The following is an 18151-nucleotide window of genomic DNA, read 5'->3' as shown; positions in this document are numbered from 1 at the left end:
CGTTCTCCCGCGCGCTTCATGACCGTCCCGTACCGGTCAGCACGCCCGCATCGCGCGAGCGCTCGATATCGGGGCTGCGATACGCGTGCTCGGGAATCTCGGCGAGCCGCGACGCATGCACCTGTCGCGGCGCCAGCCCGTAGAACTTCTGGAAGCTCATGATCAGCGGCGACCACTTGTCCGGATCGATGCGGTCCGGATGACCGTCCATCAGCAGGTCGGGGTGCGCGTGCACGCGCTGGATACGCACCTCGAACACGCGGATGCGGCCGCGCAGGTCGGGCATGTCGTCGCCGATCCCGTGCGTGGCCGCGACGACCGCCTCCATGTGCACCGGGCATTCGAGCGCGCGCGGCGGCGCGACCGTTTGCGACGCGGCCTCGGTGAACCCGGCCGTGCCGAACTTGTCGGGTTCGAATACGTAGCCTTTCGCGCGCTTGCCGTCGGGCACCGGGTACGTGCCGGTCGTGCGCGCGATGCGGTCGACCGCGTCCGCCTGCGCCGACGACGGCAGGTTCAGCACGCATTCGCCGGTGCGCAGCAGGTTGCGGGTGGTCTGCGAGCTGGCGGCGATGCCGATCACGCCGCGCCAGCCGAGCCAGAACGCGGACGAGATCGGCGCGAGATTGGCCGTGCCGTTTTCGTTCAGCGTGCTGATCAGCACGACGGGCGTGCCGAAGTAGAGGATGTTCGGTTCGGTGACGCAATGTGGCGCATTCATGTCGAGTCCTTCGTTGACGGGATCGGTTCTCATGCTGATCCCGTCGCGGCGGCGCGGCGCTCCGAATCTTGTCGTGTCATTCCGAACGGTGCGCAAAGAGGCGTCGGCGCCGCGCCGGACCGCATCGGCAGCGTGCGGGCTTTTCCGCTACAGTAAGAAATCGAAGGCCGCGCCCGCCTGCATCACGCCGGCGCGTGCGGTCACGTTCCGCCAACGCACACGAGGGCCTGATGGACACCGAGCAACCCGAGCAACGCTACACCGCCAACGCGCCGACCCGCGCGGAAGTCGACGCACTGGGCGGCGCAACCGTCATCGAATTCGGCGCGAACTGGTGCGGGATCTGCGCAGGCGCGCAGCCCGCGATCACGGCGTCGTTCTCCGCGCATCCTGCCGTGCGGCACCTGAAGATCGAGGACGGCCCCGGCCGTCCGCTCGGCCGCTCGTTCGGCGTGAAGCTGTGGCCGACGCTGGTGTTCCTGCGCGATGGGGTCGAAGTCGCGCGCGTCGTGCGCCCCGCCGACGCGAAACAGATCGAAGCCGACGGCTTCGCGGCGCTGGCCTGAGATCATGGCGATGCAACAGGCCATCACGCACGTCGGCGTCGATACGCGCGGCAGCGGCCTCGTCGAAGTCACGCCGCAGGTGCGTGCGTTCGTCGACCAGCAGGCGATCCGCACCGGCCTGCTCACCGTGTTCTGCCGCCATACGTCGGCGTCGCTGCTGATCCAGGAGAACGCGGATCCGTCGGTGCAGCGCGATATCGAACGCTATTTCGCGACGCTCGCGCCCGAGGACGACACGCGCTACGAGCACGACACCGAAGGCGCCGACGACATGCCCGCGCATCTGCGCACGGCGCTCACGCAGGTGCAGTTGTCGATTCCGGTCGAGCACGGACGCATGGTGCTCGGCACGTGGCAGGGGATCTATCTGTTCGAGCATCGTCGCGCGGCGCACCGGCGCGACCTCGTGCTGCATCTGATCGGCGAGTAGGCAAGCAGGCGAGCAGGCAAGCAGACGGGAACGCGTGACGCCGCGCCGGCGCGCGGCTCAGGCGAGCAGCTTCTCGACGAGCGCGCCGAGTTCGCGCAGGTGAACCGGCTTCGGCAGGAACGCGTCGAACACCCGCTGGTTCTCGCGCAACGCCGCCGATTCATACGCGCTGACGCCGAGGATCGCCGGATGCCGGCCGTCGTCGTCGGGTTCCGCCACCGCGCGAATGCGCCGCGCCACGTCGAATCCGCTCAGGTCCGGCAGTTCGAGGTCGAGCACGACGAGGTCGTAGCGGCCCGTACCGAAGCGCGCGACGCCTTCCTGCCCGGTGCCGCACAGATCGGCGTCGACGCCGAGCGCCGACAGCATCGCACCGAGCGTTTCGCGTGCGTTGTCGTTGTCGTCGACCACCAGCGCGCGCCGGCCGCGGTGCGCGAGCACGGGCGGCAACGCGGGCACGTCGACGGCCGCGGTGCCGGCCGTGTCGACGCCGGGCACTTCGACCGGCAGCGTCACGACGAACTCGCTGCCTTCGCCGACCACACTGCGCACGTCCACGTGCCCGCGCAGCGTCGTCACGATTTCGCGCACGACCGCGAGCCCCATGCCGATCCCGTCCACGTGCAGGCCGACCGCGTCGTTCGCGCGATAGAACGGCTCGAAGATCTTCGACAGATGCTGCTTCGCGATGCCCGCGCCGGTGTCGCGCACGGCGATCTTCACCTGCTGGCCGGCCGGCGCGTCGGCGAGCGTGATCGCCACCGTGATCGAGCCGTCGGCCGTGTACTTGACCGAGTTCTCGATCAGGTTCGACAGCACCTGCCGCAGCAGCTTGCGATCGGAGCGGATCGCGAGGCCGGGCGGCTCGACGAGCTGCGTGACCGCGATCCGCCTGGCCACGATCTTCCCGCGCAGCGGTTCGAGCACTTCGGCGAGCAGCGGCGCGATGCCGACGGTATCCAGTTCGGCGACGCGTTTCGTCGAGCGCAGCTTGATATAGTCGGTGAGGTCCTTGACGAGCGCTTCCAGCGCCAGCGCGGAATTCTGCAGCCGCCGGATCGTCTTCAGGTTCGCGTCGGACTGCGGGCGTGCAAGCAGGATCTCGATCGATCCGCAGATCGCCTGCAGCGGCGTGCGCAGTTCGTGGCTGACCATCCCGAGGAACGCGTTCTTCGCCTCGATCATCTCGAACGCGCGGTCGGATGCCTTGCGTTCCGCATCGAGCGCCGCGTTTTGCCGTTCGAGCAGGTCGTCGCGCGTGCGCATCGTATAGAACAGCAGCAGGAACAGCGCGCACAAAATCACGCCGAGCACGATGCCGAGGATCAGGAGCGCGCGCTGCTTGTCCTTCAATTGATGGAACGTGAAATCGCGCTGCGCCATTTCGATCGCGCGGAAATAGTTCGCGAGGCCGTTGACCTTCGGCCAGTACGCATTGACTTCGTCGATCACCTGCCGCGCCTGCTTCGGCGCGTCGCGCAACAGCGGCACCTCGCGCTTCAGGCGCGTCATGAATTCGCCGAGCGCGTCGATCTCGTTGCGCGCGCGCGGGATGCGCAGCCAGTATTGGGACACTTCCGACGGCCGCTGCAGGAACCCGAACGACACCGACAGGCTGTCGAGCTGCATCTGCACGTGATCGAAATCGTCGTCCTCGTGCGTCGCGTAGAGAATCAGCTGCCGGTCGAAGCGCGTGTAGACGTTGCGATATTGCGCGGCGGTCCAGAACACGCCTTCGCGCGGCCCCTCGAGCACGCCCTCGTTGACCGAGGTGGCGAGGAGATCCCACAGCAGGAACGCCCACGCGGCGAACCCCATGATCCACAGCGAGCCGAGGACCAGGATGATTTTTCTATTTTTCCATCGCCGCCGCGTCATGTCACTTCACGGTCAGACCGATGATCTGCCACGCGAACTTGGCTTCGCCGAGCGGCGTCTTCAGCTCGTCGGGATACTGGTCGCGCGGATACATGATCCACAGCGGGCCGTAGTTGTCGTTGCCGAGCACCTTGCCGTTCATCGTCCGCGCGAGGATCACGCCGTACTTGTCGGCATCGGACACGGGAATCGTGAACGTGTATTCGTCGATGCAGCGGAATTCGATCTGCGTGCCGTGCGCGCCGACCGTCTTCAGCACGTCGGACAGGCGCGGGCCGGTGAAGGTCGCCTTCGGCGTCCAGCTGGTCGACGTGACGATCGTATGCTGCGGCAGCGCCATCAGCGCCTGCTCGGAAAAGATGTAAGTCATCTTTCCCTGCTGGTTGCTCTTGCTGATCTTGCCGTCGACGGTGAACGTGAACGACGACGCGGCCCATGCCGCGGCGGCCATCCCGAGCAGGCAGGCCGTCAGCAGGCTTTTGGTCCAGATGGTTGAAACGCGCATGTCTTTCCCTCGGTCTGGTGGTGCGTGTGGCGGGTTGTCGTTCCGGTTTCCGTTCCCGGTGCCCGGTGCTCAGTTCGTCGCCGCGGCCGCCGCCGACAGCGTGAGCTTCAGTTCGCGGGCCACTTCCGCGAACAGGATCGGCAGGCGCACCGGCTTTTCTTCGCAGCGCGCGTTGTAGTGCGACACGATGTGCGCGATTTCGTCCTCGCTCGCTTCGCCGGTCGAGATCTTGCCGGTCAGCAGGAAGATCGGCGCGCCGCTGTTCTCGCTCGAGCGGATGCCGCGCACGAGTTCGGCGGCCGTCTGGTCGCCGAGCATCCAGTCGAGGATGTAGCCGTCGAAATCCTCGACTTCCAGCGCCTTGCGGAAGCTCGCGCCGTCGAAGAACGGAATCGCGTTCACGCCTTTTTCGATGAAATATTCACAGACTGTTTCGGCGACGTCGTGCGAATCGTCGACCACGGCGATCCGCGCCGCATACACGTTCGGCTGCGCCGAGCGCAGCTCGATCACGTCGACCGGATACGTGCGGCCCTCGCGCGCGTGCTGGCGTTCGGTGACGATCCATTCGCCCTGCCACTGCAGCGCGACGAAATCCGTTTCGATCTGGCTGGTGGCCTTCGTCGAGATCGCGGCGCGGCAGCGGAAGCGCTTCGATTCGATCACGAACGTCGCGTCGATCATCTCGGCCGCGGCCGGCTGCGTGCCCTTGTCGTCGAGCAGGATCGCCGGCGGCACGCCGAAGTGCGTCGCGATGTCCTGCAACTGCGACAGGTTCCACGGGATCAGGCCTTTCATCTTGCGCGTGACGACCGAGAAGCTCAGGCCGAGCACGTTCGCGATCGTCGTGTTGTGACTTCGCGGCGGAATGCCGTTCCGGTTCAGGAGATCGCGCACCTTGTTGGCGGTGATGAGATCGACGTTGGCCTGCTCGGTGGTGGACATCTCGATGGGGTCTCCAGGGGTTTTGGCGAGGAAGAGCATATCAAAGCTGACGCGTCATGCAAACTTTAAATGCGCGAAGGACCTTGACATGCCATTTTTCTCCATTATTATTGCTCACCACGTCACTATTGTTTGTCGCGTCATGTTTGGGGGTCGATGCCGGCACAGTCGGGTCGGCGAAAAGCGGCAGCAATGAAGTAGTGACGGAACGATTCGAAGAGAGAGCCTGAGAGAGCCTAGGACTGCGTGTCGGCGTTGGCGGATGGAATTGTATCCGCTGCGCCGCGCGCAACCAGGTACGAGCTCGCGGGGGTGGGATAGCTCGAAGAATTGCGGCGCCAATAAAACTTGAGGAAAGTACCCATGTATCGCCGTTTACTCGCACCGGGGCTGCTGTTGCTGTTGGCCGCGTGCGCGCAGGATCCGTCGGTTACCGCCAGCACGGTACGGATCTGCGACGACACAGGTTGTTCCGATCGCCCTAAAGATCAGGTCTCCTATCAAAAAAGGGACGATGCGGAAGACCGGGACGATCCGCGCATCGCCGCGCTCAAGCAAACCGCGAAGACCCAGCCGAAGGCCGCCTACGACCTCGGCCTGCGTTATTTCCGCGGCGACGGCGTGCGCCAGGACAGCTACCAGGCGCTCAAGTGGATGCGCGAGGCCGCCGAGCGCGGCGACCTGAACGCGCAGAAGGCGCTCGGCAGTTTCTACCTGTTCGGCCTCGAGGAAATGGGCTCGGATTCGCGCGAAGCGGAGAAGTGGCTGTCGATCGCGGCCGGCCGCGGCGACAAGGAATCGAAAAAGCTGCTCGAACTCGCGCGCAAGGCGAAGAAAGAAGACGAAGAAGACTGGAAATGGCGCACGCAATGGCGTGACACCTATTACGGCTACTGGTACTCGGGCTATCCGTACTACGGCGTCTGGCAGCAGACGTACTGGTACTACTGACCGGGCATCGAGCAACGGGGGCAGCCGCGGGGAGACCACCATCGCGCGCCACGCCGGGGGGCTTATCGAAGTTCGCACGGACACATAAGCCGAACAACGACTCTAATCGATCGACAACGACATGAAGACCAACCTTTCCCAACGTCTCATTCAAGGTGCGCTGGTCGCAGCGCTTGGCGCGTCCGTCGCGGGGTGCGGCGGCGTGGTGACGCCCGGCGGGCAGAACGCCGGCGTGACGGGTGCGGCGGCAGGCGGCGCGAGCGCCGGCGCCGATTCGCAACTGCAGCGCTGCACGTCGCCGCTGGGCACGATCGCGGTCGACGACGGCCGCAATGCCGACTGGTGGGGCCCGTTCGGCAGCGCGACCAAGATGACGACGATCGATCCGCTGCTGCGCCTGGCGGTGCAGCAGTCGAACTGCTTCGTGATCACGTCGATCGGCAACCAGAAGAGCGACGCGCGCCTGTCGCGCATCACGCAGTTGCAGCGCAACTCGGGCGAATACCGGGCGGGCTCGAAGCAGCAGAAGGGGCAGCGGGTCGCGGCCGACTACTACATGGAGCCGCAGATCGTGATCAACGATTCGCCGATCGACGGGATCGGCAGCATGATCGGCGGGCTGATCGGCAACAGCGCGGTGGCGGCGGTGGCGGGCCACTTGCAGACGAAGGCGTCGGTCGTGACGCTGACGCTGTTCGACGTGCGCTCGGCGGTGCAGATCGCGGCGTCGGAAGGCAGCTCGACGGCGACCAACTACGGCGCGGCGCTGGGCGGCTTCGGCGGCGGCGTGGGCGGCGCGCTCGCGGGCTTCTCGTCGACGCCGGAAGGCAAGGCGACGGTCGTCGCGTTCATCGATGCGTACAACAAGATGGTCGTCGCGCTGCGCAGCTACAAGGCGCAGGACGTGAAGGGCGGGCTGGGTCGTGGTGGCCAGCTGCAGGTCAACTGACGTCGCCGGGCCGGCGGGATGCCGCCGGCCGATTGCCGATTGCTGATTCGTGATGGTCGGTGCGTGCGGCGTGATCCGCGCGTACCGGCTGCGTTCGTCCTGTTCGTTTGAAAGGTGATCCCGATGAGAGCCGCTGCACTGATTGCATTGACCTGCCTCGCGCTGACCGCTTGCGGCGGCGGTGACGACAATTCCTCGCCCGCGGCGTCCAGCGGTTCAGGCACGACGAACAACGGCGGAAGCGGCGGGACGCCGACCACGGGCACACCCGACGGCAATTCGGGTTCACCGACCGCCTCGAACGTCGAGTGCGACCCGGTTTACCAGCAGGGCGATACCGTGCAACTGCGCATGTATACGCAAGCGACGTCGCAGAGCCCGTCGGTCGACAACGGCGTGTACACGCGGACTTACGCGCCGGCGACGTTCGAGGGCATGGCGCTCACGCAGCAAGCCGAAACCACGACAGGCTCGCCGATCCAGACCAATCACTACTACCTCGTCGGCAACGGCGTGCGCACGAACTACGGCAGCGAGGTCTACAGCGGCGGCACGCTCGCGTTGCGGGACGTGAACTCGCCGCCCGATGTCGAGACGATCGGGCTCGCGGGAAGCGAGTCGGTGAATTACGTGGATACGCCCGTTTTTCCGTCAGGCGGCGCGCAAACGTCCGTCTCGATCCAGCGGACCTACGTCGCGCGCGAAACGGTCAGCCTCCGGAACGGCAAGGTCTTCGCGAACGCCTGCCACTATCACACCACGGAGACCGCCACCAACCCGGCGTTGACGAGCAAGACGATCGCGGACGACTGGCTCGCGCCGGGCGTCGGCCTGGTCAAGTCGGTCGCCGACGTGGGCGGCACGCAGATCATCACGCGCGAACTGGAATCGGCGACGGTGGGCGGAAAGTCGTACTAGAGGTCAACGCTAGACGCGCGCAGCGGATGGAGAGGTTGCGCCATCCCGTCGCGCCGTTCGCCGCGCAAGTCGAAGCCCGGCAACATTCGATCAGGACTGCGAACACACCGTGCCCCAGCCCTTCAAATCGAGCGCAGGAACGCGGCGGACACGCCCAATCGAAGGTCCGACGAGAGATTGCGCGACCGTGCGATTTCCTTCGTAAGCTGCATGACCGTGCGGCACGCCAGCGTCAGTTCGCCGTGAGGCGACATGGCGAGTGCAATGAAACGCGGCACGGACGGATCGACCACCATCGACGCCTGCAACCGGCATTCCCGTTCCAGATTGGCAATCGCGTAAGGGCCGAGCAACGCATAGATGCCGCCGTCGGCGACGATGTGTCCCTGCAGGCTCAGGGAGTCGGCTTCCGCCGCGAAATTCAGCGATACCTGATGTTCGCCCGCGATTTGTTCGAGCCGCTCGCGCCAGCTATTGGGACGGCAGAAAAAGACCAGCGGAATGCCATCGAGCCGGGAAAAAGCGATCGTGGGCTGACTGGTCAAGGGATCGCCTTCCGCACCCACCAGGTAGGTCGCGGCCTCGACCAGATATTCGTCACCGTTTCTCGGCGTCGGACTATTTCGAAACAGGATGGCGAGATCGACGCTGCCGTTCTCCAGCCAGGTTTCCAGCAACGCCCCTTGACCCTCGCGCACCTGTAACTGCACCAGCGGATAGCGCTCTCGAAGGCGATGGTAAACGGTGCTGACAAGGGGATGGGCGGTGGAGGGCAAGATCCCGAGCCTGACCACGCCGATGGGCTCGCCCGCCGTGCTGCGGATGTCGTTGGACAACTGCTCCGTGCTGGCGAGCCACGCCCTGACGCGCGGCGCGATACGCGCTCCCAACTCGGTCAATACCACGCCCCGCCCTGTCCGTTGAAACAGACGGCCGCCGCAGTACTGCTCGAGCTCGACGATTTGACGGCTGATGTGAGGCTGACTGGTGCCGTAAGCAACGGCCGTCTTGCTCAAGCTTCCGAGTTCCGCCGCGTCGATGAAGAGCTTCCAGGCCGCATAGTCCACCGCGAAGCCTCCCCGTAGATATGTCAAATCAGTATAGCTGAAATGTGCAATTTGGCCGTTCTCGCATGGGTTGTGCGTCCCTACACTGCAACGCATGCACCGTTGTTCCGGCGCGATGCGAAACGGGCGGCGGGCTCTCCTCCTGCAAAGAGGAGCGGAAAAGCTCACATTTGGAGACGTCATGAAAGCGATCGATCTGCGCGGTTTGGTCCCGGCACCCGTTACCCCTTTCACCCGCGAGGGCGCGGTGGACCATGCAGCAATCCAACGGCTGGGCGCATGGCTTGGCGGCATCGAAGGCGTCAAAGGTCTGACGGTTCTCGGACACGCCGGCGAAGGCACGTTCCTCTCACAGAAAGAACAGGCTCAAGTGATCGAAAGCTTCGTGAAGTCCGTCGACGGCAAGATTCCGGTCATCGCCGGTATCACGCTCGAAGGCACCGAAGTGGCGGTGGAAGAGGCGAAGCGCGCGGTCGAGGCCGGCGCGTCGGCCGGTCTGGTGTATCCGTCGCACGGTTGGCTGCGCTTCGGCTATCAGAAAGGCGCGCCGCAAGATCGCTACCGCGCCATCCACGAGGGCAGCGGCCTGCCGCTCATCCTGTTCCAGTACCCGGACGCCACCAAGGCGACCTACAACCTCGACACGCAGCTGGAAATCGCCGCGCAACCGGGCGTCTTTGCGATGAAAAACGGCGTGCGCAACATGCGTCGCTGGGACGTCGAGATTCCCGTCATCCGACGCGAGCGTCCGGAACTGCAAATCCTCACCTGCCACGACGAGTATCTGCTCCACACGATGTTCGACGTCGACGGGGCGCTCGTCGGCTACGGCGGCCTGGCTCCCGAGCCGCTGATCGAACTGATCAAGGCCGGCAAGGCGAAAGACTACCCGGCCGCGCGCGCGATTCACGATCGCCTGCTGCCGGTGACGCGCACCGTGTATCACCGTGGGTCGCACATGGAAGGCACCGTCGCGCTCAAGCACGGGCTGGTGGCCCGCGGCATCCTCGAGCACGCCACCGTGCGCTCGCCGTTGCTGCCGCTCGCGCAAGGCGCGGACGTTGAAATTGCGGACGCGCTTCGTTCGGCCGGCCTCGTCGACTGACTCCGGCGCGGCACGTTCATAGCTGGATGACGACGGCGAAGCGCCGCCCGCTTGCCATCGGCATCGAGCAGTAGGGGCGACGCGCGCAACCTCGTTGAGCGCGCCGCCGCCGACACGCTCGGCAAACGATCAAAAAAGGCGCCGATGTCGCGGCAAACAATAAAGAAACGCGACCGGTGCTTCAAAACAAGAAGCAAGCCGAAGGTTCATAAAATGCAGCTTTTCAGGAGACAGCATGAACACCCCTTCGACCGCCTGCGGCGTCGACCTTGGTCGATCCGCGAGCGAAACGCGTCCCATGAGCGAGCAATTGCGGGCGGCGAACCTGCTGTTCCGCATCGAGAACGTGCCGTTTTGCAAGTGGCACACCAAGGCACGGATCGTCATGGGCAGCGCGACCCTCTTCGATGCATTCGACGCACTGTCGCTTGCTTTCGTCTTACCGGTACTGGTGGGGCTCTGGCATCTTTCTCCTGGTCAGATCGGCGTGCTGATCGCTGCCGGCTATCTTGGCCAGGTCGTCGGCGCGTTGGTCTTCGGCTGGCTGGCCGAGCGCCTGGGGCGGGTGCCGAGCGCCACCGTCGCGGTGGGCGTCATGTCGGCCATGAGCGTCGTATGCGCGTTCACCGGCAGCTTTCACATGCTGTTTCTGATGCGTTTCCTGCAAGGCATCGGCGTGGGAGGAGAAGTGCCCGTGGCCGCCACGTACATCAACGAGCTGTCCCAAGCGCACGGCCGCGGACGTTTCTTCATCCTGTACGAGCTCATCTTCCCGTTGGGTCTGCTCGCGGCCGCGCAGCTCGGTGCATTCGTCGTCCCGCGCTTCGGCTGGGAAACTATGTTCCTGATCGGAGGCATTCCCGGCATGGTCGTCGCGGTCCTGATCGCACGCCTTCCGGAATCGCCGCGCTGGCTCGTTTCACGCGGGCGTTTCGATAAGGCCGAACGCATCGTCGAGCAGCTGGAGGCAAGCACGACGAAGCGCAACCTCGACACGCAGGCTCAAAGGGCCGAGGTGGATGAGCGCGTGGCGGGCCTTCTGACCGGACTGCAGTCGAAGCAGAAGGGAACGTGGAAGGAACTCTTCTCGCCGTTCTACCGAGGCCGCACCGTTGTCGTGTGGTTGCTCTGGGCGAGCGCTTATTTCGTGGCCAATGGCATCAACAACTGGCTGCCGAGCCTCTACAAGACGGTCTACCATCTGCCGCTGCAAACGTCGCTTCAGATGGCGTCGATCTCGAACGTCCTGAGTACGTGCGGAGTGCTTGCTTGTGCGCTGCTGATCGATCGGGTCGGGCGCCGCCGGTGGGCAATGGCGTGCTTCATCATCAGCGCAGTCCTGCTCGCCGTACTGGGCATTCATGGCGCAGGCAGTGCGTGGTCCGTGATGGTCCTCGGATCGTCGGCCTACGCGGTGATGGCAACGACCACGGTCCTTCTGTACCTGTACACCCCTGAAATCTACCCGACCCGGATGCGCGCCATCGGCACCGGTCTCGCGACCTCCTGGCTGCGCGCGGCGTCTGCCGCCGCGCCGGCGATCGTCGGCATCGTATTGACCGGGAAAGGTATCGCCGCGGTATTCGGCATGTTTGCCGTGGTCAGTGCGGTGGGCTTCTTCGTCGCCGCGCGAATGGTGGAGACGACCAATCGTTCGCTCGAAGAAATTTCCCCGTAGTCACTCGGATGCCTGACTGCGCCTTCCCCCGAGAAGCCTCGGGGAAGGCGTTTCCTCGCTCGTCGCGCCATTGGCTACCGCGACATGCTCGCAACAAGCGCCGCCGTTACCGGGTAGTCAATCAGTACTACTGAGAGGATCGTCACGGAAAAGGTCGCTCACAAAAACATGAATGGAGACAACCGAAATGAAAAAGGCACGACAGGTCGTGGTGCGCGTTGCCGCCCGGCGCGTTGTCGGTACGCTCGGCGTGACGGCGATATTCAGTGCCGGTCTGGCATTGACTTCCGTCGGAGCACACGCAGATAGCGGATCCCAGGTCCAGCTTTATGGCCTCATCGGCACCTACGTCGGCAGTATCAAACGTAGCGACACGCCGCAGTCTGCAGTACTGACGGGAAGCGGCGGGCTGACCACATCGTTCTGGGGAATCCGCGGCAAGGAAGACCTTGGCGGCGGCGTCGGCGCCATTTTTGTCCTCGAAAGCTTCTTTCAACCCGCAAACGGCGCGCAGGGGCGTAGTGCGGCGGACCCGTTCTGGTCACGCAATGCCTACGTGGGCTTTCAAGGCGACTTCGGCCAGTTGACCTTCGGGCGACAAAGAAACCCGGCCTATACGGCAGAATCCCTCGTCAATCCGTTCGGATCCTCGACCGTCTTCTCTCCGCTCGTCCTGCAGACGTTCGTGACCAGCTATGGCGGGACGATCATCGGCGATACGGTGTGGAACAACACCGTCAAGTACACGACGCCGACCTTCAAGGGTTTCGGCGCGACCGTCATCTATGGTCTTGGCGGCGTGGCGGGTTCGCCTGGCGTCGGTAACCTCGGCGTTCACCTGAATTATCAAGGGCACGGTCTCACGGCCGTGCTGTCCGGCCAGCGCGTGCGGTACACCGCGGCAGGGCCGGTCCGCGCGCAGTACGCCTATCTGGCCGGCGCGGCATACGATTTCAAGCTCTTCACACTGTACGGCGCCTGGGCGATGACGAGCGACGTGAGTGCGCCGACCGGCAGCCACACCTACGAGGCGGGTTTGTCGATTCCGTTCTCACCGGCCGACTTCCTGCTTGCAGAGTGGGCGCGCACGAAGCGGTCCGGCGCTACCCAAGCGGCCGGCAGCTTGCGGAACACCATGTCTGTCGGCTACAACCACCTTCTGTCGAAACGGACGGACATCTACGCGATTTACGCTTACGACAAGCTGAGCGCGCACCCCATCGGCAACACGTTTGCGGCCGGCATTCGCCACACGTTCTGATTCCCGGCCGCACCCTCCAACGCCCCCGCAGCGGTAAATCCTTCCCTGAACGGCAAGTCGCGTTTATGATCCGCCGCTGCAAGCGGTAGTCGTCCGAATCGTCTGACGCGTCACACGACTGGTCCATGCTTTCGGACGCCGCTTTCCCTTTGTGCCCAACTTTCACGCGAATCCGCGAGGCCCCGGCTAACCGGTGGTCTCGTGACTGCCGAATCGAAAGCGATCTGTAAATAACAATGCTGCCGACAAGTTATAACGCGTTGCTCGTTCTTCTTTCGCTCCTGATTGCCATATTGGCGTCCTACACCGTGCTGGACATGGCCGGGCGTATCAAGACGGCCGAGGGGCGCGCCGCACATTGGTGGCTGGTAGGCGGGGCCAGCGTGATGGGTGCGGGCATCTGGTCGATGCATTTCGTCGGCATGCTTGCCTTCGCGTTGCCGATTCCCCTGGGATACGATCCGGCCATTACGGTGCTTTCGTTGCTGATTGCCATTGGCTGCTCCACGGTTGCGCTGTGGCTCGTCTGTCGGGGCACGCTGAAGTGGCACCGGCTTGGCGGCGGAGCGATGTTGATGGGGGCCGGCGTCTCGGGAATGCATTACACGGGCATGGCCTCGATGCGCATGTCACCGGGCATCCAGTACGACCCGTTGCTCGTTTGCCTGTCGGTCGCGATTGCCGTGGTCGCATCGGGCGCCGTGCTATGGATCGTATTCATTCGGCGTAGCGGTTCGTCTCGCGTGCGTCTGCTCAATCTGGGCGCCGCGGTCCTGATGGGCGCCGCCATCGCCGGCATGCACTATACGGGGATGGCGGCCGCCCGGTTCCCGTTGGGCAGCATCTGCGGGGCAGCCGGCTCCAGCATGGATGCCGGCGGGCTTGCGCTCGTCATTGTCGTGGCCACGTTGGCGATACTCGCCATCGCGCTGATCGTTTCCGTCCTCGACCTGCGTCTGGAGTCCCGCACGTCGGTACTCGCGACGTCGCTGGCGGAAGCCAACCAGGAACTGACGTATCTGGCGCTGCACGACACCCTCACCAAGCTCCCCAACCGCGTGCTGCTCGAAGACCGGATCGATCAGGCGATCCAGAGCGCCGACCGCGAGCACGGGAGTTTCGCGCTGATGTTCATGGACCTCGATGGATTCAAGGCCGTCAACGACGCCTATGGTCATCATGTCGGCGATCTGCTGCTGGTCGACGTGGCGCGGCGCATCGGCGCGAACCTGCGCTCGCAGGACACGATTGCCCGTCTGGGTGGCGACGAGTTCGTGCTGGTCGTGGCCGTGAACGAGCCCGCCGACGCGGCCGACGTGGCGGACAAGGTATTGGCGGTGATCCGGGCGCCATTCCACGTGTCCGAACACGAATTGCGCGTGTCGGCCAGCATCGGTATCGCGCTCTATCCCGGCAATGGCGGCGATTTCCGGGAGCTGATGACCAATGCCGATGCAGCGATGTATCACGCCAAGGCGCTCGGCCGTAACGCGTACTGTTACTTCGAGGCATCGATGAACGCGAATGTCCGCGAGCACTTGAAAATCGTGCAGGAACTCCGTTTGGCGCTGGAGCGGCGTGAACTGATCCTGCATTACCAGCCGAAGTTCGACGTTCCTGACGGGCCGATCATCGGCGTCGAGGCGCTTTTGCGATGGCTGCACCCGACGCGCGGCCTCATTGCGCCCGACCAGTTCATCGCCATCGCGGAAAAGACCGGATTGATCGTGCCGATCGGCGAATGGGTCCTGGACGAGGCCTGCCGGCAGATGCGCGAGTGGCGCGATGCAGGTCGAACCGACTGGACGATGGCCGTCAACCTGTCACCGCTGCAATTCGGCCACGCGAGCCTGATCCGGGTCGTGGAGGCCACATTGCAGCGGCACGCGCTGGAACCGCACTGCCTGACGCTGGAGATCACCGAATCGACCGCGATGCGCGATGCCGACGCCAGCTTGAGAATCCTGCAGCAGTTGCACGACATGGGTGTGCGCATTTCCATCGACGACTTCGGAACGGGTTATTCAAGCTTGTTGTATCTCAAGCGCTTGCCGGCCAGCGAGCTCAAGATCGACCGGGGATTCATCCGGGATCTCGAACACGATACCGAAGATGCCGCGATCATTTCCGCGATCGTCGCGCTCGGCCGGGCACTCGACCTGAAGATCGTCGCGGAGGGCGTTGAAACGACCGCGCAGCAGCAGTTCCTGACCCAACTCGGCTGCAACTCGCTGCAGGGCTTCCTGCTCGGACGTCCGATGCCGGCGGATCACTTCGTCGAAATGACCGCGCAAGGTACTGCGATCAGAAATATCTGATCCTGTTTCGGAACGCGTCGCGGTCGGCCGTGGAAGGGGCGGCCGGACATCGCGAGCGGTCCGGTCGACATCGGACAGGCACGCGGCGCGCGACGATCGCGAGCCGGTTCGCAGCGCGGGTCGGCGTGATGCGGACGTTCATGCGGCCATGACGATCGATTTCATCAGTTGTTCCGAGAAACCCCGCCATTGATGGCGGGAAGGAAAGGAGCGAAGTTGACAGGCAGCTTCTTCCACGGGTTAGGATCACCTGCATGATCCTTGTCTACCGCTACCGGGTGAAGTCGCTCAACGGACTGCTCAACAAGCAGAGCCGTGCGGTGAACTACGTCTGGAACTTCTGCAACGACACGCAGAGGCACGCGCTCAAGTGGAGCAGGAAGTGGCCGACGGGATTCGACTTGAATGTGCTTACCACTGGTAGCAGTAAGGAACCCGGCATTCACTCCGGCACGGTCAACGCAACGTGCGAACAATACGCGAAGTCGCGCAGCCTGCATCGACGCCCGTACCTGCGATATCGCGGCAGGAAATCGCTGGGCTGGGTGCCGCTGAAGGGCCGCGACCTGAAACGCGAAGGCGAAGCATTCCGCTTTGCCGGCAACACCTTCCGCGTGTTCAACAGTCGACCGCTTCCCGAAGGCAAGATCAAGGACGGGACCAACTTTGCGCAGGATGCACGCGGCAACTGGCTTCTCAACATCGTGATCGAGATGCCGGATGTTCCGGCCCGACCTATCCATTCCGGTGTCGGCATCGATCTCGGCCTGAAAGACTTCGCCACACTTTCGACCGGCGAGAAGCTGCCCAATGACCAGTTCGGTCGACGAGCGGCGGAAAAGCTGGCGCAAGCGCAACGGGCGCGAAAGCACAGGCGGCATATCGCGAAGCTGCACGCCAAGGTGGCGAATGCCCGTGCCGATTTCCAGCACAAGCTCGCGCTCGATCTGGTGCGGCGTTTCGATTACATCGCGGTTGGCAACGTATCTGCCGTCAAACTCGCCAGAACCAGGATGGCGAAGAGCGTCTACGACGCGTCCTGGTCGTCCTTCCGAAACAAGCTCCGCTACAAAGCGATCGCGCACGGGGCCACGTTCGAGGAAGTCGACGAAAGCGGTTCGACCCAGTCCTGTTCGTCGTGCGGATCGAAAGATAGCACGACGCGGCCGAAAGGTATCGCGGGACTGCGAGTAAGAGAGTGGACCTGTAGTGACTGTGGTGTCGAGCATGATCGAGATACCAACGCTGCGCCGAACATTCTCCGATGCGGACGTGCATCGCCAGCTGTGGGAATCCTCCGCCTTTAGGCAGGCGGAGGAGGACGTCAATCCACCGGATGCGAAGCAGGGTGCAGATGCGCGCCAGCGCAAGTCTTCTCGACGCGACGCGGGGGCGATGCGATCGAATCCGGACATTCACACGATTGACCGCTCGGGCAGGCCAATCCATTCAAGCCTGTCCGGGAGCAACATCATTCTCGATGCAACGTCTAGTGATTGATGCCCCCGTTGTCAACTGACTGGAGGGCCCTGTCTAACCGTCTCCGCAATCTTGTCGAACGTGATTCACTTCGCCTGCTGGTGCGAAAACGTTCGTTTGTGTTCGTTTTTATTCGTTTTCGGGCATCGGTGTGCGCCCAAGCCGTCGAGGCCGGTATGGCCGACACCGCGCGGGCGACGCTTCAGTGCCGGAAGCGTCGCTGCATCAGCGATTCTCGCGTCCTCATCCTCAAGCAATTGATACGCACGTAAAAAATGGAGAGCAAGATGAGCAGATCGATACGAGCGAAGACAGCGGCGGCCGTGGTCGCATTCGCAATGAACGCGGCGCCTGCCGCGAGTGTTGGAACCTTTCTGTCGCTGGCCGGCACGCACGCCGCCTCCGCCGCGACGACCACCGTCGACGATTATGCGGCGACCAAGTACCCGATCATTCTCGTGCACGGGTTGACCGGCACCGACAAGTATGGCGGCGTCGTCGAGTACTGGTATCACATTCCGGCGGATCTGCAGGCGCACGGCGCGAAGGTCTACGTTGCCAATCTGTCCGGCTTTCAAGGCGACGATGGCCCGAACGGGCGCGGCGAGCAGTTGCTTGCCTACGTGAAGCAGGTGCTCGCGGCGACGGGCGCGCAGAAAGTGAATCTGATCGGCCACAGCCAGGGCGGTCTGTCATCGCGTTATGTTGCGTCCGTCGCGCCGGAGCTGGTCGCGTCGGTGACGACGATCAGCACGCCGCACTGGGGTTCGCAATTCGCGGACTTCGTCCAGCAACTGTTGCAGACGGATCCGACCGGCCTGTCGTCGGCCGTGTTCAGCGCGTTCGCGAATGCGCTCGGCACCTTGACGAGCAGCACCTTCAATACGAACCAGGATGCGATTCAGGCATTGTCGGTGCTGACGACAGCGAAGGCTGCCGCATATAACCAGAAATTTCCGAGCGCAGGTCTCGGTGCGCCGGGCTCGTGCCAGACGGGTGCGTCAACCGAGACGGTCAACGGCAATACGCACCTGCTTTATTCGTGGGGCGGCACGGCGATCCAGCCGACGACGACGGTGGCCGGCGTGACGGGTGCCGTCGATACGAGCGTGAGCGGGGCCACCGATCCGGCGAACGTGCTCAATCCAGCAACGCTGGCGTTCCTCGGCAGCGGCACGGTGATGATCAATCGCGGCTCCGGGCCGAACGACGGCGTCGTGTCGCAATGCAGCGCGCTGTTTGGCCAGGTGCTTGGCACATATCACCGGAATCACACCGATGCGATCAACCAGATTCTCGGCGTGCTCGGCGCGAATGTGGAGGATCCGGTAGCGGCGATCCGCACGCACGCGAACCGGCTGAAAACGCAAGGCGTGTAAT

General features: G+C 64.0%; 16 protein-coding genes. 11 read left to right on the top strand and 5 right to left on the bottom strand.

Translation table 11 applies throughout. The features are described 5' to 3' along the window. Positions 1-16: 16 nt before the first annotated feature. Entirely contained in the window at positions 17-721 is a 705-nt protein-coding gene (locus HWW87_RS26135; protein ID WP_175822846.1) for a flavin reductase family protein, read from the bottom strand. 230 nt (positions 722-951) lie between these two features. Between HWW87_RS26135 and HWW87_RS26130 the strand changes: the two genes are divergently transcribed. Together HWW87_RS26130 and HWW87_RS26125 are read left to right on the top strand one after the other, a co-directional pair. Beyond that, a complete protein-coding gene (locus tag HWW87_RS26130) occupies positions 952-1287 on the top strand; it encodes a thioredoxin family protein (protein ID WP_175822723.1) in 336 nt (111 codons plus the stop codon). Between the two features lie 10 nt (positions 1288-1297). Continuing rightward, complete coding sequence (locus HWW87_RS26125; protein WP_175822722.1) at positions 1298-1717, top strand: secondary thiamine-phosphate synthase enzyme YjbQ; 420 nt, start codon at positions 1298-1300, stop codon at positions 1715-1717. Positions 1718-1774: 57 nt separating this feature from the next. On the opposite strand, the gene atsR is transcribed toward HWW87_RS26125, so the two are convergent. The 3 genes from atsR to HWW87_RS26110 all read right to left on the bottom strand — a co-directional run bounded on the left by atsR (position 1775) and on the right by HWW87_RS26110 (position 5045). Continuing rightward, a complete protein-coding gene (gene atsR / locus HWW87_RS26120) occupies positions 1775-3595 on the bottom strand; it encodes a hybrid sensor histidine kinase/response regulator AtsR (protein ID WP_175822721.1) in 1821 nt (606 codons plus the stop codon). Between the two features lies 1 nt (position 3596). Next, a complete protein-coding gene (locus HWW87_RS26115) occupies positions 3597-4100 on the bottom strand; it encodes a molybdopterin-dependent oxidoreductase (protein ID WP_175822720.1) in 504 nt (167 codons plus the stop codon). 69 nt (positions 4101-4169) lie between these two features. After that, entirely contained in the window at positions 4170-5045 is an 876-nt protein-coding gene (locus tag HWW87_RS26110; RefSeq protein ID WP_175822719.1) for a helix-turn-helix domain-containing protein, read from the bottom strand. Positions 5046-5408: 363 nt separating this feature from the next. On the opposite strand from HWW87_RS26110, the gene HWW87_RS26105 reads away from it, so the two are divergent. From HWW87_RS26105 to HWW87_RS26095, 3 genes are all read left to right on the top strand, one after another. Further along, entirely contained in the window at positions 5409-5996 is a 588-nt protein-coding gene (locus tag HWW87_RS26105) for a tetratricopeptide repeat protein (RefSeq protein ID WP_175822718.1), read from the top strand. Positions 5997-6117: 121 nt separating this feature from the next. After that, the gene (locus HWW87_RS26100) at positions 6118-6945 is read left to right on the top strand and encodes a hypothetical protein (RefSeq protein WP_175822717.1); all 828 of its coding nucleotides are present in this window, start codon (positions 6118-6120) and stop codon (positions 6943-6945) included. A gap of 123 nt (positions 6946-7068) precedes the next feature. After that, on the top strand, positions 7069-7863 hold the full coding sequence (locus tag HWW87_RS26095; RefSeq protein ID WP_175822716.1) for a hypothetical protein: 795 nt from the start codon (positions 7069-7071) through the stop codon (positions 7861-7863). A 122-nt stretch (positions 7864-7985) separates the two neighbouring features. Here HWW87_RS26095 and HWW87_RS26090 read toward each other — a convergent pair whose 3' ends face one another. Next, positions 7986-8930, bottom strand: a complete 945-nt coding sequence (locus HWW87_RS26090) for a LysR family transcriptional regulator (RefSeq protein ID WP_175822715.1) — start codon at positions 8928-8930, stop codon at positions 7986-7988. A 181-nt stretch (positions 8931-9111) separates the two neighbouring features. On the opposite strand from HWW87_RS26090, the gene HWW87_RS26085 reads away from it, so the two are divergent. The 6 genes from HWW87_RS26085 to HWW87_RS26060 all read left to right on the top strand — a co-directional run bounded on the left by HWW87_RS26085 (position 9112) and on the right by HWW87_RS26060 (position 18150). Beyond that, complete coding sequence (locus tag HWW87_RS26085) at positions 9112-10035, top strand: dihydrodipicolinate synthase family protein (RefSeq protein WP_175822714.1); 924 nt, start codon at positions 9112-9114, stop codon at positions 10033-10035. 235 nt (positions 10036-10270) lie between these two features. Beyond that, positions 10271-11713, top strand: coding sequence for an MFS transporter (locus HWW87_RS26080; RefSeq protein ID WP_175822713.1), 1443 nt, complete (start codon positions 10271-10273; stop codon positions 11711-11713). A 187-nt stretch (positions 11714-11900) separates the two neighbouring features. Further along, complete coding sequence (locus tag HWW87_RS26075) at positions 11901-12974, top strand: porin (protein WP_175822712.1); 1074 nt, start codon at positions 11901-11903, stop codon at positions 12972-12974. Positions 12975-13210: 236 nt separating this feature from the next. Continuing rightward, complete coding sequence (locus HWW87_RS26070; RefSeq protein WP_175822711.1) at positions 13211-15292, top strand: bifunctional diguanylate cyclase/phosphodiesterase; 2082 nt, start codon at positions 13211-13213, stop codon at positions 15290-15292. A gap of 254 nt (positions 15293-15546) precedes the next feature. Next, the gene (locus tag HWW87_RS26065; RefSeq protein WP_175822710.1) at positions 15547-16599 is read left to right on the top strand and encodes an RNA-guided endonuclease TnpB family protein; all 1053 of its coding nucleotides are present in this window, start codon (positions 15547-15549) and stop codon (positions 16597-16599) included. Between the two features lie 459 nt (positions 16600-17058). After that, complete coding sequence (locus HWW87_RS26060) at positions 17059-18150, top strand: triacylglycerol lipase (RefSeq protein WP_175822709.1); 1092 nt, start codon at positions 17059-17061, stop codon at positions 18148-18150. Position 18151 lies beyond the last annotated feature (1 nt).

The sequence above is a fragment of the Burkholderia sp. BCC0419 genome (assembly GCF_902830285.1).
Lineage (GTDB): Bacteria > Pseudomonadota > Gammaproteobacteria > Burkholderiales > Burkholderiaceae > Burkholderia.
The sequence above is the reverse complement of the archived record's forward strand: the minus strand, read 5'-3'. Positions and strand labels throughout refer to the sequence as shown.